The 1,050-nt window shown below is 48.3% G+C and carries 2 protein-coding genes; both read left to right on the forward strand.

The annotated features are described in order from the left end of the window. A partial coding sequence (locus tag ACP45E_RS22055; RefSeq protein WP_198927785.1) for an anion permease occupies positions 1-243 on the forward strand: 243 nt, incomplete at its 5' end. Positions 244-366: 123 nt separating this feature from the next. Then, on the forward strand, positions 367-1,050 hold a 684-nt coding region (locus tag ACP45E_RS22060; RefSeq protein ID WP_069585529.1), incomplete at its 3' end, for a DMT family transporter.

Below are 1,050 nucleotides of genomic sequence, written 5' to 3' on the forward strand. Positions count from 1 at the left end.
CCGCTCTTCCGATCTATTGGTGCTTCAATGGAAAGCCTTGCCGCAGTTGGCGGTCTTCAAGGGCTACTGGTCGTGGTGGCGTTCTCAGCATCACTTGGGATGATTCTTCCTGTCTCGACGCCACCGAATTCATTGGCCTACTCAACCGGTCTGATTGAAAGTAAAGACATGGCCAAAACCGGGTTGATTATCGGGGTAATGGGCTTACTGATTGTTTATGCCGCTCTGCTGATATTGACCTAAAAAGGACCGAATACGCCACATTACCCTAATCTGAATTGGACGAGGATATATCCCTAGGCAATGATTCAAGATTAGGGCATATTGTAAGCCGTTAATCACCTACGAACTCAAGGAAGACGCGACGTGGGATTTGAATGGCTCGCGCTCGCAGCCGCATTTCTTTGGGCAATCGCCAGCTTGCTCTCAGTAAAACCATCATTGCATTTAGGATCGTTTGCCTACAGTCGCTGGCGCATGGGGTGCACTTCCCTCATCCTGTCTTGTATGGCGCTCTTTACCGGTGGTTGGGGATCGATTGAACTCAGTGACATCACCCCGATGATGCTCTCTGGTTTGATTGGCATCTTTATCGGTGACACCGCTTTATTCGCCTGTCTCAATCGCATGGGTCCAAGGCAAGCTGGGCTTCTCTTTTCTTGTCATGCGGTATTTTCCGGCATTCTCGGGTACTTTATTTTTAGTGAAACCATGAGTTCAACGGAACTATTGGGTTCGGTGCTAGTGTTTTCTGGTGTTGTTACGGCTATTTTCTTTGGCCGAAAAGGTCGACAACAAAGTAATCTCGATACTATCAAAGGAAAGGTGTGGGTTGGCCTCGCATTAGGGCTTCTTGCCGCTTTATGCCAAGCACTCGGTGGAATCATTGCAAAGCCTGTGATGCTGACTTCTGTTGATCCGATCGCAGCGTCTGCTATACGGATGATCACTGCTTTTGTCGCCCACAGTCTCTTTTTGTTTTCCGGAGCAAAATTAGCAAAAGCGCTCAATCCAATGACCATGAACATCTTTACAGATCGGAAGAGCGGT

Origin of the sequence: Vibrio genomosp. F10 str. 9ZD137, from assembly GCF_049974785.1 — a bacterium.
In the GTDB taxonomy this organism is placed as follows: Bacteria; Pseudomonadota; Gammaproteobacteria; order Enterobacterales; family Vibrionaceae; genus Vibrio.